The sequence below is a fragment of the Microcoleus sp. PH2017_28_MFU_U_A genome, assembly GCF_020738035.1.
Classification (GTDB): domain Bacteria; phylum Cyanobacteriota; class Cyanobacteriia; order Cyanobacteriales; family Microcoleaceae; genus Microcoleus.
In genome coordinates, this window is sequence record NZ_JAEQCX010000156.1 from 5,809 (window position 1) to 30,730 (window position 24,922).

The following is a 24,922-nucleotide window of genomic DNA, read 5'->3' on the forward strand; positions in this document are numbered from 1 at the left end:
GCCCCCACGGCAGATTTCAGAAACCGGGTTTCTACGAATGTTTCTCGTGACTCGTCGTAAAATCTCGTAGAAACCCGGTTTCTAGCCCCCACGGCAGATCTCAGAAACCGGGTTTCTACGAATGTTTCTCATTACTAAACGCAAAAATCTCAGAGAAACCCGGTTTCTAGTCACCACCCCCGTCAAGGATAAAACTATCGCTAGCTGTTGTTAGAATTTAAAGGATTTAAATCTTATTGTAAAGGCGGGTTCAGCAATATTAATGATTGTTATTTCAATCGTTAATCCTGGGATGCGACTATCTCAAAACACTTCTTTCCTGCAACTGGACACTGAACATGAAAAGATTAATTTTTTCGGAAGTTAGCAGAAACAAACTGATGAAAAATCCCCGCAAAAATCTGCCTGTAATATTTTTTATATTATCTCTAGCATTTTTCCTGTTTAGTTTGTATAAAGGTTTATTTTTACCTTTTGCTTTATCAACTCCGCCGCCCAGCAGCGAACAACAACCTTTGCAACCCTTCGAGCAAGTTGTCAAAGACGCGCAAAAGTTTGAAGGACTGTTTACCCTTTACCGCAATCTGGCAACTAATAAAGTTTATCTAGAAATTAAACCGCAGCAACTGGATAAAAAGTTTCTGTGTTTCGTCACATTGGCATCAGGTTTAGGGGAAGGGGGAATTTTGAGCGGATTGCCGATCGGCGATTTCTTGTTTCAACTGCGGCGAGTCCAAAATAACGTCGAGTTTGTCATACCGAATATCTATTTTCGCACTCGTCCGGGCGACCCGCAAGCGGGTTCGGTGGAAAGGGCATTTAGCGAGTCGATTCTCTATTCTTTACCACTCAAAAGCCTTCATCCGCAAAGGCAAACTCTGCTGATAGACTTAGGCGATTTGCTGATGAGCGAAAAGCGCGACTTACCGGGGGTTAAAGCGATTTTGCCGGCGATTTTGGGTGCTGCTTACTCGATCGATGAAGACAAATCTTATTTTAAAGATGTGAAAGCGTTTCCGCTGAATGTAGAAATTGCTTCTATTTACGGTTTTTCCAGCGATAATGACAGTGCAGTTAACTATTTACCTTCGATTCCTGACAGTCGGGCTTTTAACCTCCGCATTCACTACAGTTTCTCGGAAGTGCCTCTCAATAACGGCTACCGCCCCAGACTTGCAGACGAGCGAGTCGGCTATTTTCTGACAGCATATAAAGACTTTTCTGACAAGAGCAGTCGGGAGCCTTTTGTGCGCTACATCAATCGCTGGCATTTGCAAAAGCAAATCCCGACGGCGCCGATGTCGCCTCCGGTGCAGCCGATCGTCTTTTGGATTGAAAATAATGTCCCTCTAGAATACCGCAATGCAATTCGCGATGGCATTTTGGAGTGGAACAAATCTTTTGAAAAAGCAGGTTTTACAGAGGCAATTCAGGTCAAACAAATGCCGGACAATGCTAAATGGGATCCGGCTGATGTCCGCTACAATACTATTAGGTGGTCGAGTTCTTTTGAGTCAGATTTTGCCGGACTCGGGCCGTCTCGCACTAACCCGCTAACCGGGGAAATCTTGGATGCTGATATTTTGTTGGATGCTAATATTGTCCGGCTAATCAAACAGGGATATCGGTCTTTGGTAGAACAAAATCGATCGCTAGCAAAGAGTTTTCAAGGCCGAAACGGCTCTAATACCAATCCCTGTCAGTTCGGGATGTATTCTCGCTATTTGCCGATGCTCGAAAATGCAGATTTAGGCAAAAGCAGCGGGGAGAATTCTCCGGGTGGAATTGTTGATGATTTGCCCACTTTGGTGGAAAGATATCAAGAGCAAAAGCGATCGCCCTTATCGCGGTTGATGCTGAGTTCGGATATGTGTTTTGGGTTGGAATCGAGCCGGCAATTTGCGATCGGAGCAATGTCGATGTCTCTGCTGGACAATGCAGCGCCTAGCAGTCCGGTGCTGGAGAATTATGTTAATGATTATATCCGAAATTTGACTGCACACGAAGTCGGTCACACTCTTGGTTTGAGGCACAATTTTCACGGCAGTACAATGCTGCAACCGGAGGATTTGAACAATACTCAGGTAGCTCGCGCCCAAGGTATGGTGGCGTCGGTGATGGATTACCTGCCGATTAATTTGGCACCGCAGGGAACTGTACAGGGCGATTATTATCCGACGATTGTAGGGCCTTATGACGATTGGGCGATCGAGTACGGTTACAAAGTTCTTGGTGGCGCCAACCCCAACAGCGACTTACCAGCGCTGCAACAAATTGCCAGTCGCGCGGGGGAACCGCAATTAGCTTATGCGCCGGATGAGGATACTGTTGACAATCTCGATCCCGCTGCAAATGCCTTCGATCTCAGTAACAATATGCTGAGGTACTCGCAATGGCAATTGGATAATGCTAAGGCAATGTGGAAGCGTTTAGAAAAGCGAATTCCGGTTGGGGAAGACGGTTATAACGAACTGCGGGTGATGTTTGATTCGGTGTTCGGGTATTATTTTCAGCAGGTGATGAATGCTACTTTGTACGTCGGCGGACAGTCGTTTAGTCGGATTCGCCCGGGAGATATTAATGCGAAATTGCCGTTTGTGCCGATCGAGCTTTCGCAGCAAAGAGAAGCATTAGCAACATTGGATAAGTACGTATTTGCAAGCGATGCGTTTAGTTTTGCGCCGGATTTGCTAAATAAATTAGCGCCTGCGCGCTGGGAGCACTGGGGAAGTCCGGCTTTGGTGTTTCCTCTAGATTACCCGATCGGCGATCGAATTACTTTTATGCAGCGATTTGTGCTGCGAGTGTTGCTATCTCCAGTGCGGCTGGCGAGACTGCGGGATGCGGAGTTAAAATCAGCCTCGGAAAGCGCTTTGAAATTACCAGAATTGTTCGATACTTTGCAACAGGATATTTGGAAAGAGGTTTTGCAGCCGTCCAAGAAGATGCAAATTTCGACTTTTCGGCGATCGTTGCAGCGAGAACATTTGGCGATTTTAATCGGAATGGTGCTGCGAAAAACCAGTACACCTGAGGATGCGCGGACTCTGGCGTGGTACGAATTGCGGCAGTTGCGGGAGGGTTTGAGCAAGAGTATTCGCAACTTGGACAAGAATGCGGATGCTTATACGCAGGCTCATTTGGAGGAAACGCGCGATCGCATTTCTAAGGTTTTGAATGCACAGATTCAGTCGAATTAATATGGGTGTCCAGAAACCGGGTTCGGATCTTAGTATTTTTTTGGCAATACAAAGTATCCTACAAATAATTTGCAAACGCTAAACTTCTGTCATCGCAATGATTTGAGCGATCGTTAATACCAACTGAGGAAACGTTGGAGAAACAATAGTGGCTTCTCCTTGATATCGCAGTGCCTGATATTCACCATCAATTAAGCGGTTGATAGTCACCGTAGACTGTTTTGGAGAGCCAATATACTGAACGCCTCCCAACCCTGCATAATCAACAATCCAATACTCCAGGATTCCTAAAGTTTCATACTCATTCAATTTGATGCGGTAATCATCCCGCCAATTCGTACTAACAACTTCGATCGCCAAGGGAGGTGGAATATAAGCCGCAGCAGAGGCAGAACTTTGACGCATTCTGACCCATTCTTCCTTGGCAAACACCAGAATGTCAGCTTTACGACTCGATTCACTTTCGCCCGGGGCAGCGTTCAATCTGACTTGTTTACTTTGTCGAGGAATGTAGGGAAGGTTCAAGGATTGGCAATGATCCACCAAGAGACGACATAAACCATCGACGACATCCTCATGTTTGGCTGTGGGTTCACTCAGGGGCATGGCAACTCCATTGACTAGCTCGAATGACCTACCGGATTTGTCATCCCAGTTGAGGAATTCCTCGAAGGAAAGGGTTTTTTGGGCGATCGCAACCATTGATATTAACCTTTTGCGTAGGTTGGCTCTCTGTTGTCTGTTTCTAGCTTAACGTGGCTCTTGTAGGGTGCGTTAACGAAGTATACCGTAAACTTTGACACCTCTTCTCGATTTTACTGTCCGCGTCCTGGTTTGCAATCTACAAAACCTAATGCTTCTGTATCGAGAAAACTGGCGATCGCCATTTCGAGCACTGCTGCGATCGGATATTCAATTTCCGCAGCACGCGCAATTAGAGCCGCTTGAATTCGTTCTGGCAAACGTCCCAAAATAACTTCGGCATCAGCAGGAGAAAGTTGTTCTTGAAGTTTGGCTTGCATGGCATTCACCTTTGGGTTGGAATTTGAACGTTGTACGGAGGTTCAGTGGCTCTTAGAATGATGGCTTCTAGCTCCAATAGTAACGCAGGGTTTTCACAGTAAGAGACTAATTGCATTGCAATCCGCACATCTTCGTCATTGTACTTATCGAGCCACGCCCATAAAAAAGCCTTGTGCCCGCCACTGAATCGTCCTCGTAGGCTCTTGGTTTTACCGATGTAAAGTAATCCGTCAATTCTGTGCCTGACTGCATAGATGCCAGGGCGAGCAGGAATGTTATCAAACTCACGAGTCAAGGGTTGACATTGCTCGAAAGGAGTGAAGGCGATCGCATCTAGAATTCTCCGCGCTTGGGCTTGCAGTTCAGAATCGCTTGTTGGCATGGAAGCAAGAAGGCTAATTGCACAGAGATCATATTCCCAACCCTAATCGATAACAGAAGTAGTCTAACTACCAAGTTGAGCAGCGGCAAATATTACCGAAATTAAATGCGATATCTATCGTCCGCCACTCCAATAACTGATTAGAATGTGTGGCTCAATCTTGTGGTTCTGCTTCCAGCCAACCTTTGATAGTCTCTAGAGAAACACTAACAAATGGATTGTTAGTCAATACCTTTATCAACTCAGTCCCACCAGCTTTGACAGCGTTCACAAAACGATCTCGAAATGTAGTATCGGCCTGCATTTTTTGCTGAAGTTTCATCTGCAAAACTATTTGCTTTTGTGTACTGGTTGCATTAGGAAATTCTTGCACTAACTGTTCAATAATTGCGTTGAAATCACTCAAATAATCTTCTGATTTATCTACCTTTTTTGTGTAGACATTTTTAGCATGATCCCCAGCACTTGCAATGCCTTCAAACTTTCCCGATCCAGAAATATTGATTGATCTATCCTGTGTCATGATAAGTATTTACTCCAGTAGATTACGCTTTGTACTCATTTTGTGGATTGTCACCAGTAGCAGCGATCCCCTTAAAGGGAGCGTGTATATTCACCGATCGATCTTGGAAATTGATAGTTACACCATCAATTTCACCTTCCATTAACTGATATAAGGCTGAGACAATATTGCCTAGAAACAACTTATCTCGACTGATGAAGGATATTGATTCTCCTGAGTTCAAGGTCAAAATAAAGCCGTATTTTTGTGGCTGAGTGAAGTGAGAAAAAATCATCCATCCTGCAATCCCAATCAAAATAATTCCGATTCCGACTACGAGAAGTGCAGTACCTGCGAGCAACATCCCTAAAACAATTAAAGTAGGAAACTTATCTTTCGGTATTTTTCCCACCTCAAAGCCAGTAACATTTCTAAGCTGATACAACGAATCTCCAAATCTAACAGTTCGTTTAGAGAATTCTATAAACTTTGCATCTTCGACAACTTTTTTGCTGTCGTCTTGCTTGAGTAAATCATTGAGAAGCATACCTATTCTCCATATCGGGGGACTTCGTTATATACGATAGTGAAAACGTCGGAGATACACCCAAGGTGATGATTATCACTCATATTATACTAACACATTCGCCTTAAACTACATCCGTTTCAGTAATTCATCGTACTCGTCGTGTGCACCAATCCAGTACCAGTAAATACGATCGGCTTCCAATAAACCTAAAACACGATAATTGATACTGACACGAGCAGAATAAATCGGTTGCCTCTGACTGACTCGCTTGAACTGAAGACTTGGATGATAAGGATCATCCTGCCAAAGGGCATAAGCTTTATCGGCTTGTTCCTGAACTGATACAGGAAGACTCTCTAGCCGCGTGCGAAATGACTTTGTAACACTTGATTTCATTTTTGTGTTGGAAAAACCTCATCAAGTGGAACCGTTTCTCCTCCCGCAATTTCTTGACGTACCATTGCAGCCATCTGATCCCATTGATCGTCTGTCGTGTCAGCAAAACGAGTTTCCCATTTTTGCTCGTCCTGCAACTCTGCCAAAAACCGAGCCGCGATCGCATCTTGCCGATCGGGTGGGAGTTTTTGGATTTGGGCGATCGCCTGTTGAAGGAGTTCAGTCATGATTTTGTTTAAAACCTGTCTCTCTAGCTTACTTTATTTATCGATCGAAACTCACGCTGAGATCTAATTCTGCGATCGCTATGCTGTAATAGAGATCAGTCCCTTCAAACTTCGATAGTTTATGACCACAGCAGTATCTATTGACATTGGTACGCTCATTGCACGCACTCCTGGACTGCATGGTGGATGTCCCCACATCCTCGGTAAAGGCGTTACCGTTCGCCGGATTGTCACCTGGTACAAGCGAGGATTGAATGCTGAAGAGATTTGCGATCGCATTTCTCATCTCACCCTCGCCGAAGTCTACGCCGCACTCACCTACTATCATGCCAACACCGCAGAAATTGAAACTGATTTGAGCCATCAAGCAGCAGAAGCCAAGCGTCTAGAAGCTTTGTACACCAACTTTGGTAAAGAAGCATGAGTGAAATTAAGATTTACCTAGATGAAGATTCCCAAGATCAGTCTCTTCTACGGGCATTACGATCGCGTCAAGTTGATGTAACCACCGTCAATGAAACTCAAACAGAAGGATTAATCGACGAAGAACAACTTCGGCTAGCTACCACTCAAAACAGAGTGCTGTACAGTCACAATATTGGAGACTTCTGTCAGTTACATACTGAGTTTCTGATCGGAGAGGAATCTCATGCTGGCATTGCGCTGATATCGCAAGACTATTCTGTTGGTGAGCAAGTCAGAGCCATTATGGAACTAACTGCTAATAAGACAGCAGAGGAAATGGTGAACCAGTTAGAGTTTTTGGGTAAATACTTGAAAAATAGCTAAATCAAGAAAGCTGACAATATTGCTGTGCCACCTCGACAAAGTGCATCAACTAAGTTGCGATCGTTAGCATGAGCTCTTGAGGATTCAACAGTTGACGTTTGGAGGCATTGAGAAATTCGATGCTAACTGGTTCATCATTTTCGTCATAACTGACAATCACGCCTCCAGGTTCAGAGATAGCATTGGCTGGAAACGCATCACGGAAGATAAAAATCAGAATGTCTGCTTCTGCATCGTATTTAACTTTCATCGGTATTCTCCTGCCAATATCGCTTAACTTGATTTGTCCAGTACAGAGTTAAGATTCGTCTGGTTTTGCCAATTTCAACAAAGGGTACTCTAAGAAGACCGTTGCCTCGTTTAATTTGAGCCACCAAGACATCATCTTCCACGATAATCTGTTGAGGATTGGTTAGGGCCGCCTCAACCTCTTCCCTGGTAATTTTCAATCGCTCTTCCCATTGTAGCTGACGTTCCTGGGCGTGTTTTGTCCAAACAATTTGCATATCTCCTCATACTCCCGATTCCTCTGTAGCTTCCATTTGGAATTTTGCATTTTGCATTTTTAATTATAACGCCTTGCACTCTGCTGCCAACGGAATGCCCAACTCCGTGAGTAGTGGAAAGTTTTCATTTTCAATTTCAGCAATGTCTTCGGGAGAATCGTCCTCATTCGGGAATAATTCAGCTTCCAAAAATTCCCATATCTTGTATCTTTCAGCAACTCCCAGTGACGAAATAGCTTCCAGCAGTGATTGAAATGAGATATCTACTTTCACGGCATTCTCAGTCATCAAAACTTTCCTCCACTTTTAATTTTATATTTAGCATATTTCTTCAAAACTTTCAAATTTGAAACCTTTGTCTATAGTTTACTTTATTTATCGTCCAAAACTCACACCGCGATATAATTCTGCGATCGCAACTTCAAGCTCAATACTCTGTAACATCACGATATCGCCCGCACCATAAACCACCGTTTCCCAACGTTCCCCAGCCCCATCTTTCACTCGACGGCGACACTCTACTCGCATCTCATCCTGCGCGATTAAAACATACTCTTCCAACGATTCCAACAGTCGATAATCCTCAAACTTATCAGTGCGATCGAATTTTCCCGTCGAAGGAGACAGCACCTCAGCAATCAACTTAGGATAGCGCTTCACATAGCGATCGCTCCGATCGCGCGGATCGCACGTCACAAAGGCATCGGGATAATAGAAAAACGCATCCGCATAATTCACCTTCACATCACCGGAAAAAAACTGACATTCCCCATCACGCAGGTGAAAATTAATAGCCGTTAAAAAATTAATCGCGAGACGGCTATGATCGTCGCTACCACCCGCCATTGCGTAGACTAAACCGCGCCGATATTCATGGCGGACTGTATTGTCATGTTCCAGGGAAAGGTACTCTTCGGGGCTAAATCCAGAGGGGATGGCAATCATAGTATTGCAGGCAAATTTAATAGCTTAATTGTAGCGATTTTCGAGCGTTCTTTTTTTACCGCAGATTAAAGCAAATTAACGCTGATGAACGCAGATGGGAGAATGACTACTGTTATTTTACCATAAACAAAACCCGCAAGATGCGGGCTTCATTTTAATAATGGCAATTTAACTTATTACTACATCACCACGGCACTAATTAAAGTGTGCACATTGTGAACAACAGCAGTAGTAAAGTTGTGAGTCGCAGGTAAACTATCAACTACGATTCCAGCGCACAATAGCATCAGATACAGAATAGAGTATTTAAAGAGCGATCGCGCAACCTTCTTATCTTCTGGAGTCTGCAACAGCAACCAAGCTTTTTGGGCAAAAATCGCACCCAGGAAAATAGCTGTTCCCGCATACACCGGGCCCGCCAAATTCAGCGGATACACAAACAGCAAAGTTGCAGGAAGCATCAATAAGGTGTAAATCCAAATTTGGCGCGCTGTCTCTTCATCGCCCTCAATTACCGGCAACATCGGCACGCCTACTTCCTTGTATTCGTCGCGAATCATCATTGCTAACGCCCAAAAATGCGGCGGTGTCCACAGGAAGATAATCCCAAACAGCAGCCACGCACCCCAACTCAAATCTCCCGTCACCGCAGCCCACCCAACTAGCGGGGGAATCGCCCCTGCTGCACCCCCGATGACGATGTTTTGGACGCTGTGGCGCTTCAGCCAGTGAGTGTAAATTAGGACGTAGAAAACGATGCCAGACATGGCTAGCAATGCTGATAATAAGTTGGCAACTACTGTCAGCAATGTAAAAGATATTGTAGCTAGGGCGATCGCAAATATCAAAGCATCCCGTTTCTTGACACGCCCGGAAGGAATCGGCCGCCACCGCGTGCGCTCCATGATATAGTCAATGTCGCTGTCGTAGACGCAATTAATCGTATTCGCCGACGCGGAAGCTAAAGCGCCTCCGGTAATAGTTGATACCAGTAATAGCGGATCGACTTCTCCTTTGGCGGCCATCCACATTCCGGCTGATGTGGTGATTAGCAGCAGTAAAATAATTCTCGGTTTTGTAAGTTGGTAGTAACTTTTCACCACTTGCGAAAAGTTTTCGTGGAGGCGAGGGCTATTGTTTGTAAGAACTTCTTGCATCGGTTATTAATTGTTTGTTAGTTGTTACTTGTTAGTTGTCAGTTGTCATTGCTTCGTAGATACAAGGGGCGGGTTTACAAGAGATATTTGTTGTAGGTGAAAAGATTGATAAACCCGCCCCCACCGAGGGATAAATCAGGCACCTGTTGCTCAAGGAATAGATAAATCTGCCTTGTCTATCATGTCCGGTTGATTCATGCTTGTATGGGCGGGGCGGGTTTATGAAACTGTTGGCTTTTATCGAGAATAATGGTGAACCCGCCCCTACAAGATTTTGCATCATAGAACAACGATGCTACCGGACACGATCTGACTTTCAAGCTGATAAAACCCGATCGCGCCACGACAAAACACTAAAAGCTAGCAGGGTTCCCAGCAATGCTGCGCCGACTGCTTGGTGGGCGACTGTCAGCGGTTCTACCTGAAGGTGCAGCCGGAAAGTTGCCAATCCCAAAACTAATTGAGCAATCAGACAAAGACTCGCTAAATTCCCTAATTTTCGCAAGTTTGAATGGAGTGCTGGTTGCCGCCAAGCCATCACTGATACTGCTAAAGTTGCTGCGGTAGCTGGTACGATACCGGCGATGTGGCTGTTCATTACCGAACACAATTCTGAGGAACCAAAACATTGATGCAGCGCCCATCTAGAGCCGACTAATGCTCCTAGCAGACTTTGGAGATAAACTAGCAGTGCTGCGATCGAACTTACCCATGCTAATTTGCCTGTATTGCCTGTAGCTTCGTAAGGAGTCAGCATAAAACCGATCGCTAGCAGGGCGCAAAAAAACAGTAAAGCCGTTCCCAAGTGAGCGGTAACGATGTCAAATCGCAGCAGTTGCGTCACGGTGAGGCCGCCCAATATGCCTTGAAAAACTATTAAAAATACTGCGCCGGCGCTGGCGAGGGGCAGCCAAGTCGGCAGGCGGCTGCGGTAGAAGACAGAAAGTGCTAAAAGGGCGATCGCACTTAAGCCAATTGCTGCTGCATCCAAACGGTGAAACCACTCCAGAAATACCTGCAAATTCATTTGCGCTGCGGGTATTAATTGACCGTAGCACAGCGGCCAGTCCGGGCAAGCGAGCCCCGCATTCATCACGCGCGTGGCGCTGCCTACAGCCATTAACAGCCAGGTTGCGATCGCAATTTTCCACACTAGGCCGCGGATAATATCTTTTGGCTGCCACTGCACTCCTGCTGCTGCGTTTGGCCCCTTTAAAACTGAGTTTGCCATGAACTTTACCTTAGCCTTTGTTATCGATCGAGCTTAATTAAATATTGCGGTTTTGCTTGGGCTGAGCTTAGCCGAGCTTAACACTCTTTTTCTCTAAGAAACCGTCATCTTTACTACCTTAGCGACACTTTTATGCAATTAGTTTGTCTTTAGATTTTTTTCAACTTTCCTGTTTATATTACAAAAGATTTCAGGATTTTTGCTAAACTTCAAAAAACTTTAATCTTTCAGCACCATCCGTGATGGTTGACAACTCCCGCACTGTCGGGTTTTTGTTAAAAAATAAAGATATAATTAAGAAATAGCTTGTTAATAAAAAAGTGTGATATCCAGCATTCAAAAGTGTTTAGCTCCTCACACTTTTTGAAAGTCACAGTGGATACAGCAGAAAACCCTCAGCCTGGTTTTTGGTATTTTTCGATGGATTCTGGTTAAATAATCATAGCCGTTGGCGATCGCACGGACAAGGCCTCATCACCTTAGTTTTTTTACTATTTCGGCTGGCTGCAACCTCTGTATTTTCGTCCATCAAACCCCGTTGCTCGGTACCCGTGCCTCTATGACTATCTAAGATTATTAAAAAAATGTCAAAATATAATTAGATTGGTTTTTCTGCCTCCTGCCTCTTCCCTCTTCCTTCCCTCTTCCTTCTTTTTACCCGATCGCGTAACCGTTATAGCCGTTATAGCCTTCTTCCCTCTTCCTTCTTCCTGATGACTAATAACGTTCGCGAGCGGGGACGCTCGCACTAATAACGTTCGCGAGCGGGGACGCTCGCACTAATAACGTTCGCGAGCGGGGACGCTCGCACTAATNNACTAATAACGTTCGCGAGCGGGGACGCTCGCACTAATAACGTTCGCGAGCGGGGACGCTCGCACTAATAACGTTCGCGAGCGGGGACGCTCGCACTAATGACTGAATCTAAAACTTAAAATCTAAAATTGTGCAGCCATGTCCCAAAAAAACGAAACCGCTGTTTTGGTATTATCACTCCTAATTACGATCGGGCTAGCCGGTGCAGGTATTTGGTGGCTGACAAGCCGCGGCGGCATTCCTGGAGGTTTATCACCCGAAAATCAGACGTTTTCTAAGCCCCCGACGGGGAATTCATCGCAGTCAGAGCAGCAAATTCAGCAGCGTCTGAGTGCCGGAAAAAAACTGTTAATTTCTGAAAAAGCAACAACAACTAAAGAATCAGCAGTAGAGGCGATCGCATCTGGCAACTACAACGCGGCTATTTCAGACTTACAAGCTTCACTGCAAACCAATCGCAACGATCCCGAAGCACTAATTTACCTCAACAACGCCCGTATCGGCAATCAAAAATCCTACACAATTGCCGCAGCGGTTCCCATTGGCACCGATATCAATGCTGCTCAAGAAATTTTGCGGGGAGTCGCTCAAGCTCAAAATGAAATCAACCAAAAGGGCGGCATTAACGGGACTCCCTTAAAAGTGCTAATTGCTAACGACGACAACAACCCAGAGATTGCCTCGCAAATTGCCAGTGCGATCGCCAATAACTCAGAAATTTTAGGAGTAATCGGGCATTTTGGTTCGGACACCACCCTAGCAGCGAGCAAGATTTACCAGCAAAATCAATTAGTAGCAATTTCTCCGACAAGTACCTCTGTGCAGCTTTCAGGAGTTGGCAGCAATATATTTCGGACAGTGCCGAGCGATCGATTTGCGGCGAATGCTCTTTCCCGCTATATGCTGACAAAATTGCCAAAGCAAAAAGTTGCTATATTTTTTAATTCTGCCAGCAGTTACAGCAAATCTTTAAAAGATGAATTTACTACTGCTGTTTACGGAGATGGCGGACAAATCGTATCGGAATTTGACTTTGCTAAGGGGAATTTTAATGCTGCCGAAAGCGTTAAAAGTGCGATCGCCCAGGGAGCAGAAGTCATGATGTTAGCGTCCAATTCGGCGACTATCGACCAAGCTTTGCAAGTAGTGCAAGTCAACGCCAAACGGCTGCCATTACTAGCAGGAGACGGCGCTTATAGTGCTAAAACACTGCAAATTGGTGGCGCAGGAGCCACAGATATGGTGTTAGCAGTTCCTTGGCACATTCTCGCAGATCCGCAGTCAAACTTTCCCCAAACCTCGAAACAACTTTGGAATGCTGAAGTCAGTTGGCGCACAGCTTTAGCTTACGATGCGGCGATCGCGCTAATTGTCGGATTAGGGCGCAATCCGACTCGCACAGGCATTCAACAAGCTTTATCTGCGTCAGATTTTTCGGCAACAGGAGCATCGGGGCCGATTCGCTTTTTACCTTCGGGCGATCGCAATCGAGCAGTTCAATTAGTAATTGTTAAACCGGGAAATCGCACCAGTTACGGTTATGAATTTGTGCCGATATCCGGTTTATGAGATCTTTACCTTTTATGAATAGGCCGGAAAGCCTGTTTCATAATAAAAGAAATGGGGTTGTTTTGGTCTTTCTTCAAAGAGGATTGACAACAAGAATACCTTTACCAGGGCCTTCGTAAATTTCAACTCTAGAGACTTGTCCACTACCGGCATAAAATGTAACTCCGGCGAGCGAGCGAGATGGCATTGATTGCCAAACACCGTCTTCTGAAGACACCACATTAGTTATGAATCCATCCTCCCAGGTAATTGTAATTTGGGTGAGACTCTGCTTGACTGAGCAGCCGATTGTTTGTGCCTGTCGTTGATTTTGTCCGTAAAAACTACATACACCTTTATAATTTTTAGTGGAGCTACTTGTCTGGGCTTGAGCAACGATACCGAAAGTAGTGACAGATGCCAGGAGTAAATTTGTCACTAAAACCGCTTTACAAAACAAAGACGAGTTGAGTTTCATAGGTTCGCAAAATTTTACAAATATAACTAAATTTATGTTATCAAAACATTTATATTCTGTCAATCAATTTTGACTGTGGAAAAATAATAGATAGGATATCTGAATGTCTTTTTTAGACAATTGATCGGAATAGGAACACGGCAATGCCGTGTCCTGATTTATGGTAATATTAATTCCCATGCTACCGGATTTGATATGAGTTTTAAACTTGGGAAACTGCGATCGCCCTAACCGGCCTGTTTCTCTCAAAAATAGCCCTCGGCTTCAAAGCAATTCTCAACAACAGCCACAGCGAATGCCATTCTCCGGGCGTTTCCTGGCGCTTCCACTGGCCGGGGCGACAGTACAGCATTTCGATCAAACAGCGGTGTTGGCTCATGTTTAGGCGATCGAACGCAATTCGCACAGTCGGAAATTCCGCAACACTGCACCCTGCTGCATCCCGAAAATTCGACTCCAAGTGAGATTTATCGCTAACCAACTCAATCTTAGCCACAGGAATCAAACATTTCTCTTCCATAATTTCCAGAGTCGCCGAGTCGCAATCAATCAAACAGTTGCCAAAACGAGCTTCGGTGTCCAACTCCATCACAGGCGGCGCTACGGATATCCTCGCTTTGACTGCTACGCTGCGAGCTATCGCTCTGATTTTACCCTGCGATAAACTTGTCTCAGCGGCATATTTGGGTAACATCTCTGCTGCGGTAAAACTCTGTTTGCTCCCTTTACCTTTGACCGCAAAACTCGGCCGTTCAGTCAGAGCAACTTCAGCGCCACTTTCTGAAATTACAGTAGTTATTCCCCAAAAACTTTGACCGCCCACATTCAACTGCACCACCCTGTGCAAATTGAACCATTCGTATATATCCGGCTTAGGAATATCCACCAAAATTAGCAGCGCAATTCCCAGCATCAGCAGGTTGTAAGCGCTCCAAATCCAGCCCGCACTCACACCTTTTAACGAATCAGCACTTGCTGATATTCCCTGCCAACTGCCCATATTTTTAACTAAATGAATGTTTAAATTATGGAACAAACCGAATGCTGTAGCTGCGAACAAGAAAATCAAAGGCCATCCCAAATTCCAGTTAAAACTAAAGCGATCGGTCGCAATTCCTTTTGGCGTCACATTAAACCCTTTCTGAAAGGGATTGAGCATGGCACTCACCACCGTCACCGCCAAAGGAATACACTGGACGAACGAGTAAACATCTGATAGCAAAGCCGATCGCGATTTGCGGTTCAGCCAAGAAAACACAGTAACTTGCACCAAATAGTAAGGCAGGAAAAAGTAGACCAATTCCCGCGCATTTGTCCGCAAAGGAAGTACCCCAAGAAACGCATAAGCTAAAGGCATCAACAGAAACACAATCCTGCTTAAACTGGTAAACCAGTGCAGCAATCCTTCCAGGTGACACAGCCTTTGTACGAATCTGAGACCGCGAATCGTTAAAGGATTGGAATCAATAAAAAATGCCTGAAGGGTGCCTCGCGCCCAGCGCAATCTTTGAGTTAGATGGGCTTCTATATTTTCAGCCGCCAAACCAGCACTCAATTTTTCATCTAAGTAAACTAAACGATACCCGGTGGCTGACAACCGAATTCCGGTAAAATAATCTTCGCAGATTGAATTTGTGACAAAGCCTCCCACTGTTTGTAGCGCGCTGCGCCTCATTACAAAAGACGTGCCAGCACAAACTACGCTATCTGCACTATCTTTGATGATTTCAATTTGCCTGTAAAATACTTCTTCTTCTGGCACCAGCACATTTTCTAAACCTAAATTTCGGGCAATGGGATCGTGGTTGTAAAAGCTTTGCGGTGTTTGCACGAGGGCGATTTCTGGATTTTGAAAAAAGCCAACTGTTCTTGTTAAAAAGTTTTTAGTGGGAATGAAGTCGGCATCAAAAACTACAATGAGTTCTCCATTTGTTAGGCTTGTGGCGTGGTTGATGTTACCAGCTTTGGCGTGACTGTTATCTGGTCTAGTTATATACTTGCATCCCAGTTCTTTGGCTAGCAATTGGATTTCAGGGCGCTTTGTATCGTCAAGCAAATATACTTGTTTGTTAGGATAATCTAAAGCTTGACAGCCGATGACTGTGCGCCTCAAAATAAAAATTGGTTCGTTGTAAGTTGGGATGAAAATGTCTGCGGACGGGGCAAAGTTTCCCTCTGCAACTGCAACAGCCATGCGATCGGCTTCTCGATGCCTGTCTTTCATACTCAGCATTAAATACATTTGAATGCTGCTGCTGACAACCATCAGCATTTCTAGGAAAAACAGTCCCAAACTAAAGATACCGTTGAGGGGATCGCTTAAATTTAGGGTAACTAGCGATCGCCACAAAACGTAGCGAATGGTTAAAGCCAAAACTATGCCAACTACCACAGCCCGCGACCATTTCTGTGGTTGAGGCGAAATTTTAATGGTAGCTAAAGCAACCGAGACGAGGGCGAAAGTCGGCACTAACAAATACATCTTGCTCGCAGCAGGTACTTGCAGCCACACAGGCGGGTTTTGCTGCCAAGTATTGATTGTGGCAAAAATACCGCTGACTGTACCTTCACCGCTAAACCAGGCTGCGGCGATCGCACCTGCGAAAGCAACTACCCCCAACACGACTAGCGTTGCCATCTGTACGTGCGAAATCCACCTAAAAAAGCGGCGTTTCAAGTCTTGAAGGTCACATCTTGAATTTCTCATAAAATTTGCAATTCCCGATCGTATCTGCAACTGTCAAGGTTTCCTGCTGTTCACTTTTTAATCCCGTTGAAAATTCCGACACACCCCACTGACGATATTTACATTTTTTAACATTCTGACAATTTTTTGACACTCCCCGCCGTAAAACGGACGGGGATTCTTAAGAAAATCAAGCCTCAGTAGACTTTCATTCGTAACGGCTGGGCTCTCGCAGCCTCTAGACAGTCCGGTAAAACCATTCTGCTTACTTTTACGTCCGATATTGGCCGCGCCTTGTGCGTCAGCATTAATCAAATGTCCTTCTTTACTCCGATACAATCCACGCTTAACTCGCTTACCCGAAAACTGGTAAGTAGCTGGCCGATCGGCATTGTAGAGGGGCAACTCATCGCCATCCAACAAACTGGATTTAGATGTGTAAGATTCTTCCTGCTCCTTGTATTTCAACCCATATCGCTCACAGAGAGTTCTAAGTTTATTTCTTAGGGTATAAAAGGGAATCTGGACAAAGTTTTGATTGGTGCGACGACCAAGATTGATATCTTGCTTCATCCCAAGGTTGAATCCGACAATCAAGCATTCAATTTTAGTATTAACGCAATGGTCGATTATGAGTCTTGCAGCTTTATTCAGGTAATCCCTGATTTGGTTGCTACGATTGATATACAGCCGAGCCTGACGCTCGGTCAGTTTTTCTATCTTCTGTCGATCTTTGATAGATTGCAGTCTAGCATTTTCCTTGTTGAACCACTGGTTAATAGATTTAAGTTTGCGACCATCCACAATAAAGGATGCCCCATTGGTGTCAACACAAGTTGCCAGATTGTCCAATCCAAGATCGATCGCCAGAGAACTACCAGCAATCGTTTCGGAGGGTTCATTTGCCCTTTTAGAGATATACTCAACCTCGAAGAATCGAGCATCGTATTTAGGGTGAATCCGAACCTCTTTGAGCTGAGCGGGGTCGAGTCGTTGTGGAAAGTTAATTACTATATCTCCAAATTCCTTTTTAAAAGCATAGGACATCGGTACTTTAAACTTTCCATCTTTGACTTTAATCCGAGGGATTATTAACACGAAATACCCATCTTTGGGCTGGTAGTGAGGAAGTCTTACCTTCTGTTGATAAGTGCCAGATTTAACCGCATTAATCAGTCCAAAAAAGCTGTTAAAGGTTCGATCTACCACCTTCAATGTTTGCTGTGCAATGTCTGTATTGAGGGCTTGGTAGTTCTCATTCTCTTTGCACAGATCGCACAGCCGACTCATAGCGCAAGTGTTTACGTTCTTCAAAAAAGTATTGGCGAACGGTGTAAAGACCCACATTGTAGAGGTTCTTACTCAGCCTGCACAACTCTCTGAGCGCCAAGAATTCGGCTTTGTCAAGGTCGCGTAGTTGGTTTTTCTGAGTAGAGTACATAAACATTGCTTTCGCTGATATCACCATTATATAGCGAAAGTTAACCAACAACAAGTTATTTTTGCCATGCATAGATTTATTGCTCATTCGTCGCTCACCTCTCCCTACCGATACCTAACGATTGTCGGTTTCGGTTGGGGTGAGACTCCTCACTCGCCTCCTATCCCTCCCCGCGCTAAAAGCGACGGGGTTTCTCGGAGGTTCCGATGATAGTTCACTCGCTGCTTAGTGGCAAACTGCTCAGCAATATCCAGTCCAGGCAAAGTATAGCAAGAGCTTCTTGAGATTGTGTGCGATCGCACAACTACAAACCTGGTTGGATTTTCGGAATGCACGTGCTCATAAAATTCTGCGGACTAAAGTTCACACTACAAACGTGCCTCCCTATAAACCAATACTGTTCACTTAAGACAGATCGCCCCTAACCCCCGTTAAAAAAGGGGAGTAGGGGGTGGGACAAGAATGCTCTCAAAGTCAACCCCTACTCCCCTTTTTAAGGGGGATGCGAGGGGGATCTCCGGCGCATAAATAGTGTTAAGTAAACCGTATTGCCCTATAAACCAAATTTTTTGCCCCATTTCTGATGGTTTTTCCTGTTTACTGCCAGCCTTCTTCGACTTTTTGCAGTTATTTCAACCAAAAAATATCATGTCTACAAATCAAATAGGATTGCTATCGTTTGAGATAGCAATCCCTAGGGGCTAATAATTAGACGAATGTGACATCTAACTAAAGGTAGATTGATTTTATATTAATTTAAAAAATTACCGCGATCGCAGCCTAAAAAACTAGCCGTCAAAAACTAATCAGAAATTTCTAATTGCGAGATTGCATAGCGGGCGACAGCCAAACCAACTCTCGCCTGTTCTATTTCCGACAATTGGGCCCAAGGTCTTCTAGTCTCCATCACCACTTCCACTGCGGACGAATCAGCCTCTCGCATCGCATAAGCCAAAGGACGCGCCAACACCTGCAAATCTTCCTCAGCCCACTGAGGCAAAATATCTAACACGCACTCAACCATTTGGTCAGCTAAAGATTGATACTTAACAGTTGCGTTTTGGACGCTTTGAGCGATGCAGGCTAGAAAATCTTGAGGAACCCGAGCAAATTTTTCGCGCAAAGACTTTTGTAGAGAAGTCGCCAGCCAAATTTGTTCTAGTTGTCCGAATAAAACTTGCGACTTCTCCGCTATATCGCTGTCGCTGAAGGAATCAAACAGGGCAAATTCTTGCTCTAGATCGGTTAAATAAGATTCTGATTCAAGCTGTGCGGGATTCCAAGGATAAGCAACATCAGTCTGAACTATTGTGGTGAGAAGTTCCATCTGCGCCTGAGTTTGTGAGTCGCGAAAATATTGAGAATCAGGAGATTGGGTAGCCATGATGTAATACCTAAGTAGTTCAAGTAAAATACAGAAGGTGGACTCTGCCAAGTGCTAGTTGCCAGTGGTGAGTAACTGTTTTAACTTCAGACTTGAGACACGGGCGTCGAGAACTTTGGTGTCCCGATCGCCGATTGCCTTCATTAGCTACACCCGCACCTTAATTAGTTCCGCAATCAGTCTCACTGTAGCCCGAAGTTTTTGGAACCTCAATAGTGAACTCAAAAATCTGACCTTGAGAACTGCCAAATTTTAGCTGAGTACCCGATTGCAGCAGCAGTTCTTGGTGGTGAACTCTCACCCATCCGTCTGTACCCAAAACTAGAGTCCCGTAGCGGGAAAAATCGCGCAGGAAGTAGCTAGGTTCGCCCCCGCGATCGCCGATGCTGTTGCGACAGAAAATCTCCGCGTGTTTTTGAGAAACCCACTGTTCTCGAATCACTACGTCGTTTTCTTCCCAGCGTCCGACTCGAACCATACCAGCAGTAATGGGCCAAACCTGATTGCCAGATTCGCTAGATTTGACATTTGGTCGATCGCGCCCCCGCAAGTAAGCACAAGACGGCAAACGTCCCAGCCAAGTAGAAGAATTCAAAGGCAATTCAGTTTTCAGGTCATCTACCGGTTCAGTCAGTTGACCGTCAAACTCTGGGTGCATATACAGTACGGGCAACGTCCAAGCCGGTTGATTGAACTTGTACAGTGTCAGTAGCTGCTGTCTGGCGACGGCGACGGCGCGATCGATCGACATTCGTCCTGCCAAAGCTTGGGCAAAAGTTTGGATAAAACTCAGGGCCTCGCGATCGGCGATCGAGTCCCGCATCCCCAACACCGCCGGCACCCCGTGATGGATCAGCACCTCAGCCAAACTGCTGCGGGCGATCGCCTGTTGCTGGCCGTTATTTGAATGCAGCCTCTCCACCGCCGGCTGAGCTCCCCAGCAGGCATTAAACACTGCCAGCGTCACGCGGCATCGAACCAAAACCTGAGCCAATTCAGTACCGTTAATCGCCGTGTCCGGCCCCAAAAACAGTAAGCCACCGTCAGGGCCAGGTATCCCGTGGCCGGCGTAAAACAGAATGTTATAAGCTTGAGTTTCCAGCCGAGAAATTAGTTCCGCCGGAGTAGGTTCGATCAGAGTATCGACGCGAGTCGGAACGCTGATGTCGAAATATTTACCGCTGTCGTCGGTTTGAAAAGCATTTTCCAGAACCCCAGCTAGGGCGACTGCTTCTGCTTCCAACTGCAAATGACGATTATTGCCCCTGGAAAATTCAGAATTAGCACCGCGGCCAGGTTCTGCTTGTCCCAAAACGAGCAAAATGCTGAGGGAATCGGCAGGACGCAGGGGCGGTAAAGGCTCAACATTGCTGGTAGTGCGGCTGAAAAGCAGTTGCTGCGACAGAGAAATAGCCGGTTGACCGGCTTGAGGCTGCATAATTTCCCAAGGTAGGGCAATCAAATACGGTTCGCGCAAGTCTATGCGGACTCGCAGGGGTAGATTTTGCCCGATCGCGATACCTTTACTTTCCTGGAGACTGCCCTGAATCGGCCCTTCAAACAGCCACTGCCAAAGATCGATCCCCAAATGCTGCATCAGGCGACTGCTGTAGCTAGGAGGTGGCGGTAGCGGATTCTGCTCGCCCCTCTCCACCAACCCCCCTTGACTGAGGTGGAGCGGCACAGAGCGGATAATAGGAGGGATTTGTAGGGATTGAGCAGTTCGTTTTTCAGTTTCTGTCAGTAGATTCTGGTTGTTTTCCGGCGAGACGAAACTGCCATCAGGATTTAGGGGCAATTCGTGAATTGTCCCTGACGGGGAAAACATTTCCTGCCAAGCTTTCCAAGATTGGGACAGGGCCAGCGGCCACATACAGTCGTGGTGAACGTACCCGCTGGGATAGGGAGCTTGTAGAACCCAAGTGGCAAAATGGTTTGCCCCAGCGGTTCTCAGGCGAGCGATCGCTATACTGAGGCAAGGACTTTCAGGGCGCGCCATTCACAACTACCGAATCTGGATATAGGGATTGATCGAGTTTCTCTATTAGTAGTTTATCGGGTTTGGGGTGCGATCGAGTGGGCGACATTGCTTTTTCATTCAGTTGACAGTTGACAGTTGACTGTTTGAGGGCGACCTCTACCTGGAAGTCCGAGGATTGGAGTAATGAATAGCCTTCTTTTAATTTCTCCCTACAAGGGTTCCGGCTTTAAACCAATTCTTTCAGGTAAATTTTTAATCTTATCTACCGCCCAAAAATTTATCTAAATTCGGTACATCCACCCAAGTTCCCGTAGCATTTGACTCCTGGGTCAAATCCATCAACAACTGCGAGTAAACTCCTTCTTTGAGCGACGGTATCAAAGATTTCCCCGCATCAATTGCTTCAACCCACCTGTCTACTACTCGAATAAACGGTGCAATTCTCCCGTCTGGATAAACTTGAGGAAACTCCAATCTCTGAGGAATCTTAATTTCAGCTAAAGGTTCTCCAGCTTGGGAACCCCACAAGCGAAATCCGTGGACGTAATCCTGCTGATTGTCGCTTCCCAAAACCAAAGTACCCTGACTGCCGTAAATTTCGACCCAATGTCCCCGCCCTTGATAAGTAACCGAACTCAAACAAACTTGACAAGGCGTTCCCCCGGCCAATTCCAACATCAACGTACAAGAATCATCGGCATCAACAGGTTTTAAATTTCCCGAATCGTTCGGATCGGGCCGCGCCGAAATTCCTGTAATCAATTGCCCAGAAAGCCTCTGCACGGGGCCGAACAGCCAGCTAATATAATCAAAAACGTGGGAACCTGTCGCGCCCAAAACTCCGCCGCCTCGCTCTTTTTGTGCGTACCAATTCCAAGGGCGAGTAGCATCAGCGCGGCCGGGCACCAACCAATCAATTTTAATTAAACGCTTTTCTCCTACATATCCTGCTGCTAATAATTCTGCTAGCATTTGCCATGCGGGAATGAACCTAAACTCAAAGTCCATGGTGGCAATTGCTTGGGTTTGAGATTCGCGATTCGCTAATCGGTAAAGTTCCCGGGCTTCATTAGCTGTCAGGGCTGTCGGTTTTTCTAATAATAAATGTTTGCCTGCTTCTAGGACTGTTTTTGCCATTTCAAAATGCAAAAATGGCGGCGTGGAAATGCTGACGCCCGCTACTTCTGGGATCGCTACTATATCTGCGATCGAGTTGCAAGCGTAGGGGATGTTGTGGGCGGTGGCGATCGCCTGAGATGAGTCTAAATTTCGGTGATAGACAGCCACAACCTCTGTCCGGTGGTGGGTCTCGAATCCGGGCAGGTGCACTTTTTGACCGAAACCTGTACCGACTACTGCAACGCCAATTTTTGACATGATTTAATAATTGGGGATTGGGATTGGGGATTCAGTCTTTGATTGAGAAGTCAACCGCAGATTGAAGGCAGATTAACGCAGATAATTTTAAGATAGGAAAGCTTCGGAGTGCAATGTTTTCTGCTCCTAGACAAGCTGGCCCAGATATGAACTTCTGACAATATTGTTGAATACACTGAGTTTTTTGTGATTTTGTTAAAAAATTTGTCCTAAAAAAGTAGCTATTACCTATTGATTTTTTGGGACGATCGGGATATTATTATTTAATAATGGGAGTGGTGACTTAAATTTAAATTTTGTCACCACTCCCATTATTACATGATACCTCTTCAAATTCTCAAAGTCAAGCTTTTTACCCTAAAAAAAGGCGATTTTTTTGTTATTTTTCAAAAAAAATAATTGACCGATGAGTAATTCTGGGTTATTAGATTTTAGCGTCTAGTTCCTACCTGCGAGACAGTCCATTCAATTACTTGTTTGCCCAAACTCACCTCATCAAACAAATCGATTTCTCTGATTCCTGTAGGGCTGGTGACATTAACTTCGGTGAGATAACCGCCAATGATATCAATGCCGACAAAGTACAGTCCGTCTCGTTGCAGCACAGGTGCTAACTGAGCGCAAATTTGATGTTCGCGATCGGTAATTTCTGTTTTTGCGACTCGGCCACCGACAGCCATGTTGCCTCGGAATTCATTGCCGGTGGGAATGCGATTGACTGCGCCGATGGGCTTGCCGTTCAAGAGGATGATTCGTTTATCTCCGTCTTTTGCTTCGGGCAGATAAGTCTGCACCATCACTGGAATTTTGCCTTGTTGAGTGCTAATTTCAACCATGGAGTTGAGATTGCGATCGCCCGGTTCCAAGAACAAAATCCCCTCGCCAGCTTTGCCTCCCAATGGTTTAAGAACTGCCGCTCCCTTTTTCTCCACAAATTGGCGAATTACCTGCTTGTTTTGAGAAACAATTGTTTCGGGGATCGCTCCCTCAAATTGCAAAGCATACATCTTTTCATTAGCCGCTCGCAATCCTTTGGGACTGTTAACTACCAAAGTTTTAGCGGGATCGATGCCGTCTAGAAGATAAGTCGTGTAAAGGTAGGGAACGTTGACTGGGGGATCGGTACGCATAAATACTGCGTCCATTGCTTCGAGTGGGCCCAATGCAGGCTGTTCCACCTGATACCAAGCCTCAGCCGCCTCCCAGCGCCCTTCTACTTGTTTGACTGGGGTGAGGGCTACTCTAGTCAACATTGCCCAGGTTTTGCCGCCGATGATGCTTAATTCGTTGGCTTGAGTCGCCCACACTTCGTGACCCAATTCTTGAGCTGCCTCCATCAGCGCTACGCTGGTATCATGTCCTGGAATTAGTCGATCGAGCGGATCGATGATGAATGCAAATTTCATGGTCAGTTACAATTAAAAATTGGTCGAATGAAAATTTAGGCAAATTCAAAATGCAACGGGAAATGCCTTATTTTGCTAGCAACGGATCTAGTAGGCCTTGAGCATCTAGTGCGTGCATTTCGTCGCAGCCGCCTATGTGTTGGTCGTTAATGAATATCTGGGGGAGGCTGCGGCCTCCGTTGGCTCGATCGGTCATGCGATCGCGTGCTGCTCCATCTCCGTCGATCGCGTACTCTGTAAATTCAACCCCTTTTTGCTTCAGCAGTGCTTTAGCACGAATGCAAAACGGGCAGGTTCTCCAAGTGTAAATTTCTACTTTAGGTGTCATCGGACGCTCACACAATAACAATATTTTTTATTGTAATCTTAACAATACTTCGGACAGTTTTTTAACGGCCGTGTAAGCCGAGAGCGAGTAAGCCCTGCCATTTTTTACGCATTTTCTGAAACTTAGGGCTGAACTTAAACACTCGACTAGATATAAAACTGTCCGAAGTATTGCTTAACTAATCTTATTTTAATTTTTATATATAGCAACCCCGCCCGACGGTTGCGAACTTTTCGCGTTGTACTTCCCCATGGGATCTCTTGCTTTTGACTTCAGGGCGTTCGAGCGCTAAACTCTTCTTCCTTCTGCTCCAAGTGCACCCTGCAAGCTTTCAACAGTTGACCTGGGACAGTTGACAGTTGACCGCTTGACAGTTTAAGAGCGACCTCTACTTAGAAGGAAGAGGATTGGAGTAATGAATAGTCTGATTTTCATTTCTCCCGATCGGGGTTACGGCTTTCAACCAATTATTTCTGGTAAGGTAATTATCTATAGCTGGTAAAAGTATAGTCATCTATTACATGACATGGGAGGCTTCAAGTCCCTCCCCTTTCGCTTTCACTTCGAGCGGATTGACCCGCCTCGGCTGA

General features: G+C 45.5%; 25 protein-coding genes. 4 read left to right on the forward strand and 21 right to left on the reverse strand.

Translation table 11 applies throughout. From position 1 onward, the window contains the following. Positions 1-338 precede the first annotated feature (338 nt). On the forward strand, positions 339-3,200 hold the full coding sequence (locus JGK14_RS31075) for a zinc-dependent metalloprotease (protein WP_325315888.1): 2,862 nt from the start codon (positions 339-341) through the stop codon (positions 3,198-3,200). Between the two features lie 78 nt (positions 3,201-3,278). Here JGK14_RS31075 and JGK14_RS31080 read toward each other — a convergent pair whose 3' ends face one another. The 7 genes from JGK14_RS31080 to JGK14_RS31110 all read right to left on the reverse strand — a co-directional run bounded on the left by JGK14_RS31080 (position 3,279) and on the right by JGK14_RS31110 (position 6,259). Then, positions 3,279-3,902 (reverse strand): Uma2 family endonuclease, encoded by a 624-nt coding sequence (locus tag JGK14_RS31080; protein WP_293193310.1) that lies wholly within the window; start codon positions 3,900-3,902, stop codon positions 3,279-3,281. Positions 3,903-4,015: 113 nt separating this feature from the next. Next, positions 4,016-4,222 (reverse strand): hypothetical protein, encoded by a 207-nt coding sequence (locus tag JGK14_RS31085; RefSeq protein ID WP_293193309.1) that lies wholly within the window; start codon positions 4,220-4,222, stop codon positions 4,016-4,018. Positions 4,223-4,227: 5 nt separating this feature from the next. Next, positions 4,228-4,605 carry a GIY-YIG nuclease family protein gene (locus JGK14_RS31090; protein ID WP_293208060.1) on the reverse strand — a complete coding sequence of 126 codons (378 nt, stop codon included), beginning with the start codon at positions 4,603-4,605 and terminating at the stop codon, positions 4,228-4,230. A 154-nt stretch (positions 4,606-4,759) separates the two neighbouring features. Next, positions 4,760-5,128, reverse strand: a complete 369-nt coding sequence (locus tag JGK14_RS31095; protein ID WP_293208062.1) for a hypothetical protein — start codon at positions 5,126-5,128, stop codon at positions 4,760-4,762. Positions 5,129-5,150: 22 nt separating this feature from the next. After that, entirely contained in the window at positions 5,151-5,654 is a 504-nt protein-coding gene (locus tag JGK14_RS31100) for a DUF6232 family protein (RefSeq protein WP_293208065.1), read from the reverse strand. A gap of 108 nt (positions 5,655-5,762) precedes the next feature. Further along, positions 5,763-6,032 carry a ParE family toxin-like protein gene (locus JGK14_RS31105; RefSeq protein ID WP_293271425.1) on the reverse strand — a complete coding sequence of 90 codons (270 nt, stop codon included), beginning with the start codon at positions 6,030-6,032 and terminating at the stop codon, positions 5,763-5,765. Next, entirely contained in the window at positions 6,029-6,259 is a 231-nt protein-coding gene (locus tag JGK14_RS31110) for a hypothetical protein (RefSeq protein WP_293208071.1), read from the reverse strand. Before JGK14_RS31110 ends, JGK14_RS31105 begins: the two co-directional genes overlap by 4 nt. Positions 6,260-6,380: 121 nt before the next feature. Between JGK14_RS31110 and JGK14_RS31115 the strand changes: the two genes are divergently transcribed. Together JGK14_RS31115 and JGK14_RS31120 are read left to right on the forward strand one after the other, a co-directional pair. Then, a complete protein-coding gene (locus JGK14_RS31115) occupies positions 6,381-6,683 on the forward strand; it encodes a DUF433 domain-containing protein (protein ID WP_293208074.1) in 303 nt (100 codons plus the stop codon). Then, positions 6,680-7,048 (forward strand): DUF5615 family PIN-like protein, encoded by a 369-nt coding sequence (locus JGK14_RS31120; RefSeq protein WP_293185863.1) that lies wholly within the window; start codon positions 6,680-6,682, stop codon positions 7,046-7,048. The genes JGK14_RS31115 and JGK14_RS31120 overlap by 4 nt, the downstream gene beginning before the upstream one ends. Before the next feature lie 49 nt (positions 7,049-7,097). On the opposite strand, the gene JGK14_RS31125 is transcribed toward JGK14_RS31120, so the two are convergent. From JGK14_RS31125 to JGK14_RS31150, 6 genes are all read right to left on the reverse strand, one after another. Beyond that, on the reverse strand, positions 7,098-7,298 hold the full coding sequence (locus JGK14_RS31125; RefSeq protein WP_293185861.1) for a DUF2283 domain-containing protein: 201 nt from the start codon (positions 7,296-7,298) through the stop codon (positions 7,098-7,100). Beyond that, entirely contained in the window at positions 7,288-7,554 is a 267-nt protein-coding gene (locus JGK14_RS31130; RefSeq protein WP_265235442.1) for a DUF4258 domain-containing protein, read from the reverse strand. Before JGK14_RS31130 ends, JGK14_RS31125 begins: the two co-directional genes overlap by 11 nt. Positions 7,555-7,617: 63 nt before the next feature. Next, positions 7,618-7,842 (reverse strand): hypothetical protein, encoded by a 225-nt coding sequence (locus tag JGK14_RS31135; RefSeq protein ID WP_293185859.1) that lies wholly within the window; start codon positions 7,840-7,842, stop codon positions 7,618-7,620. Positions 7,843-7,929: 87 nt separating this feature from the next. Continuing rightward, complete coding sequence (locus JGK14_RS31140; RefSeq protein ID WP_293193300.1) at positions 7,930-8,499, reverse strand: Uma2 family endonuclease; 570 nt, start codon at positions 8,497-8,499, stop codon at positions 7,930-7,932. Between the two features lie 179 nt (positions 8,500-8,678). Continuing rightward, a complete protein-coding gene (locus tag JGK14_RS31145; RefSeq protein WP_325315889.1) occupies positions 8,679-9,656 on the reverse strand; it encodes a heme o synthase in 978 nt (325 codons plus the stop codon). Between the two features lie 316 nt (positions 9,657-9,972). Next, positions 9,973-10,887: a COX15/CtaA family protein gene (locus JGK14_RS31150; RefSeq protein ID WP_293185853.1), complete on the reverse strand. Its 915-nt coding sequence runs from the start codon at positions 10,885-10,887 to the stop codon at positions 9,973-9,975. 954 nt (positions 10,888-11,841) lie between these two features. Here JGK14_RS31150 and JGK14_RS31155 point away from each other — a divergent pair. Next, positions 11,842-13,272, forward strand: a complete 1,431-nt coding sequence (locus JGK14_RS31155; protein ID WP_293193517.1) for an ABC transporter substrate-binding protein — start codon at positions 11,842-11,844, stop codon at positions 13,270-13,272. A 73-nt stretch (positions 13,273-13,345) separates the two neighbouring features. Here JGK14_RS31155 and JGK14_RS31160 read toward each other — a convergent pair whose 3' ends face one another. The 8 genes from JGK14_RS31160 to grxC form a co-directional block, all read right to left on the reverse strand. Then, the gene (locus JGK14_RS31160) at positions 13,346-13,792 is read right to left on the reverse strand and encodes a hypothetical protein (RefSeq protein ID WP_293198642.1); all 447 of its coding nucleotides are present in this window, start codon (positions 13,790-13,792) and stop codon (positions 13,346-13,348) included. Positions 13,793-13,931: 139 nt separating this feature from the next. Continuing rightward, positions 13,932-16,436: a glycosyltransferase family 2 protein gene (locus JGK14_RS31165; protein ID WP_293193519.1), complete on the reverse strand. Its 2,505-nt coding sequence runs from the start codon at positions 16,434-16,436 to the stop codon at positions 13,932-13,934. A 57-nt stretch (positions 16,437-16,493) separates the two neighbouring features. Beyond that, a complete protein-coding gene (locus JGK14_RS31170; RefSeq protein ID WP_293203562.1) occupies positions 16,494-17,705 on the reverse strand; it encodes an RNA-guided endonuclease InsQ/TnpB family protein in 1,212 nt (403 codons plus the stop codon). A 953-nt stretch (positions 17,706-18,658) separates the two neighbouring features. Then, complete coding sequence (locus tag JGK14_RS31175) at positions 18,659-19,240, reverse strand: hypothetical protein (RefSeq protein WP_293147937.1); 582 nt, start codon at positions 19,238-19,240, stop codon at positions 18,659-18,661. Positions 19,241-19,400: 160 nt separating this feature from the next. Next, a complete protein-coding gene (locus JGK14_RS31180) occupies positions 19,401-21,239 on the reverse strand; it encodes a CHAT domain-containing protein (RefSeq protein ID WP_293185844.1) in 1,839 nt (612 codons plus the stop codon). Between the two features lie 240 nt (positions 21,240-21,479). Further along, positions 21,480-22,598, reverse strand: coding sequence for a Gfo/Idh/MocA family protein (locus tag JGK14_RS31185; RefSeq protein WP_293185842.1), 1,119 nt, complete (start codon positions 22,596-22,598; stop codon positions 21,480-21,482). 431 nt (positions 22,599-23,029) lie between these two features. After that, complete coding sequence (gshB, locus tag JGK14_RS31190) at positions 23,030-24,004, reverse strand: glutathione synthase (RefSeq protein WP_293185840.1); 975 nt, start codon at positions 24,002-24,004, stop codon at positions 23,030-23,032. 67 nt (positions 24,005-24,071) lie between these two features. After that, positions 24,072-24,332, reverse strand: coding sequence for a glutaredoxin 3 (gene grxC, locus JGK14_RS31195; RefSeq protein WP_293185839.1), 261 nt, complete (start codon positions 24,330-24,332; stop codon positions 24,072-24,074). Positions 24,333-24,922: the final 590 nt, after the last annotated feature.

Bases quoted from the DNA above. Each gene is read 5' to 3' on its own strand.
- JGK14_RS31140 (WP_293193300.1), bottom strand. From the start codon at position 8,499: ATGATTGCCATCCCCTCTGGATTTAGCCCCGAAGAGTACCTTTCCCTG.
- JGK14_RS31180 (WP_293185844.1), bottom strand. From the start codon at position 21,239: ATGGCGCGCCCTGAAAGTCCTTGCCTCAGTATAGCGATCGCTCGCCTG.
- JGK14_RS31185 (WP_293185842.1), bottom strand. From the start codon at position 22,598: ATGTCAAAAATTGGCGTTGCAGTAGTCGGTACAGGTTTCGGTCAAAAA.
- JGK14_RS31100 (WP_293208065.1), bottom strand. From the start codon at position 5,654: ATGCTTCTCAATGATTTACTCAAGCAAGACGACAGCAAAAAAGTTGTC.
- JGK14_RS31080 (WP_293193310.1), bottom strand. From the start codon at position 3,902: ATGGTTGCGATCGCCCAAAAAACCCTTTCCTTCGAGGAATTCCTCAAC.
- JGK14_RS31125 (WP_293185861.1), bottom strand. From the start codon at position 7,298: ATGAAAGTTAAATACGATGCAGAAGCAGACATTCTGATTTTTATCTTC.
- JGK14_RS31105 (WP_293271425.1), bottom strand. From the start codon at position 6,032: ATGAAATCAAGTGTTACAAAGTCATTTCGCACGCGGCTAGAGAGTCTT.
- JGK14_RS31175 (WP_293147937.1), bottom strand. From the start codon at position 19,240: ATGGCTACCCAATCTCCTGATTCTCAATATTTTCGCGACTCACAAACT.
- JGK14_RS31085 (WP_293193309.1), bottom strand. From the start codon at position 4,222: ATGCAAGCCAAACTTCAAGAACAACTTTCTCCTGCTGATGCCGAAGTT.
- JGK14_RS31135 (WP_293185859.1), bottom strand. From the start codon at position 7,842: ATGACTGAGAATGCCGTGAAAGTAGATATCTCATTTCAATCACTGCTG.
- JGK14_RS31110 (WP_293208071.1), bottom strand. From the start codon at position 6,259: ATGACTGAACTCCTTCAACAGGCGATCGCCCAAATCCAAAAACTCCCA.
- JGK14_RS31130 (WP_265235442.1), bottom strand. From the start codon at position 7,554: ATGCAAATTGTTTGGACAAAACACGCCCAGGAACGTCAGCTACAATGG.
- JGK14_RS31145 (WP_325315889.1), bottom strand. From the start codon at position 9,656: ATGCAAGAAGTTCTTACAAACAATAGCCCTCGCCTCCACGAAAACTTT.
- JGK14_RS31170 (WP_293203562.1), bottom strand. From the start codon at position 17,705: ATGAGTCGGCTGTGCGATCTGTGCAAAGAGAATGAGAACTACCAAGCC.
- JGK14_RS31095 (WP_293208062.1), bottom strand. From the start codon at position 5,128: ATGACACAGGATAGATCAATCAATATTTCTGGATCGGGAAAGTTTGAA.
- JGK14_RS31075 (WP_325315888.1), top strand. From the start codon at position 339: ATGAAAAGATTAATTTTTTCGGAAGTTAGCAGAAACAAACTGATGAAA.
- grxC (WP_293185839.1), bottom strand. From the start codon at position 24,332: ATGACACCTAAAGTAGAAATTTACACTTGGAGAACCTGCCCGTTTTGC.
- gshB (WP_293185840.1), bottom strand. From the start codon at position 24,004: ATGAAATTTGCATTCATCATCGATCCGCTCGATCGACTAATTCCAGGA.
- JGK14_RS31165 (WP_293193519.1), bottom strand. From the start codon at position 16,436: ATGAGAAATTCAAGATGTGACCTTCAAGACTTGAAACGCCGCTTTTTT.
- JGK14_RS31090 (WP_293208060.1), bottom strand. From the start codon at position 4,605: ATGCCAACAAGCGATTCTGAACTGCAAGCCCAAGCGCGGAGAATTCTA.
- JGK14_RS31115 (WP_293208074.1), top strand. From the start codon at position 6,381: ATGACCACAGCAGTATCTATTGACATTGGTACGCTCATTGCACGCACT.
- JGK14_RS31155 (WP_293193517.1), top strand. From the start codon at position 11,842: ATGTCCCAAAAAAACGAAACCGCTGTTTTGGTATTATCACTCCTAATT.
- JGK14_RS31150 (WP_293185853.1), bottom strand. From the start codon at position 10,887: ATGGCAAACTCAGTTTTAAAGGGGCCAAACGCAGCAGCAGGAGTGCAG.
- JGK14_RS31120 (WP_293185863.1), top strand. From the start codon at position 6,680: ATGAGTGAAATTAAGATTTACCTAGATGAAGATTCCCAAGATCAGTCT.